Raw genomic sequence first — 1,090 nt, 5'->3', positions numbered from 1 at the left:
CTGGCCGTCGGAAGTAGTGCCAAATGCCACTGAGGTCACCGCTCCCGTATGGGCAGTGATGCTGAGCAGGCTGTCGTCTTGCCGGACCGCTGTCAGCCGAGTCTGGTAGAGCGGAGGTATCTCAGTGGTGCTGACGTTCGTAATATTGCCGAATAGGGCATGGGCAGCCTCTTGTAGATAGGCGGCGTTGGCGCGGGCGTCGTCACCGAGGAGGGGATGGGCGCGCCGGTAGATACGCGCAATACTGCCCATCTCCGGGTCGGCGGGGTTAAGAACCGCTGTGAGGGTGACGGGATCTGCTGTGGAGAGGAAGTCCGCGTCATGGGCCAGGACTGAAAGCTTCTGGGGACCAGCGGCTTCGGCGTGCTGGGCCAGGTAGGTGCGAAGGTAGGGGTGGGCGGAGAACCATTGCCGCTGGCCCCACGCGCTGGTGGGTACGGTTGACAGCAACGCGTTTGTGAGGGCTTCTTGCTTGCGGGCTTGTTGCTCCTGCCAGACATACGGGGCTGTGGCGTTGGCGGCTTGCTCGGTGCTGATCTCGCCGCGGAGGTGTGCGGCCAGCAGGTCGTGGAAGGGCCGAAAGACAGATCGCTGACCCGGGCCCAGGTCCTCCACGATGTAGGCCCCCGCCTTCTCCTGTAGCCAGCGAACATCCTGGTCACTGATCGGGCCCGGCTCGCCGACTCGCTCCTGGGCCAAGGCCTCGGCGACTGGCACCCAAAGGTTCTCCCAGGGCAATCCGGCGCCTGCCGCCCAAGCCAGAGCCTCAAGGAGGGTGCTGGCAAGTGGGGCCTTGCTGCCAAGGCGTCCCAAATCTTCGTCGAAGGCATCCCCGATGCTGGTGGGCAACTGGGATAGCCAGTCGTCGCTGGCGGTGTCAACGGCTTCAGGGCGGTCGCGGACGGAGCGGGCCAGCAACTGTGCGATGAGGAACGACTCAGCCGTGTGCTGTCCAGCCGTGGTGGCTGTGGCTTGGCGGGCGATCGCCTCGGCCACTGTCAATCCCCCCGATCTGTGGAGACCTTCCTATGCAGCCAGTTCCTCGGTGAGGCTGGCCTGGTAGCTGTGTTCGTAGTCGATCGGGCTCTTG

At 64.7% G+C, this 1,090-nt stretch carries 1 pseudogene; it reads right to left on the bottom strand.

What is annotated here, in order from left to right:
• Positions 1 to 996 (bottom strand): annotated as a pseudogene (locus tag ACWD35_RS39885) (hypothetical protein); the annotation flags it as partial.
• Between the last annotated feature and the right edge of the window lie 94 nt (positions 997 to 1,090).

Source organism: Streptomyces sp. NPDC002671, assembly GCF_053592475.1.
The sequence above is the reverse complement of the archived record's forward strand: the minus strand, read 5'-3'. Positions and strand labels throughout refer to the sequence as shown.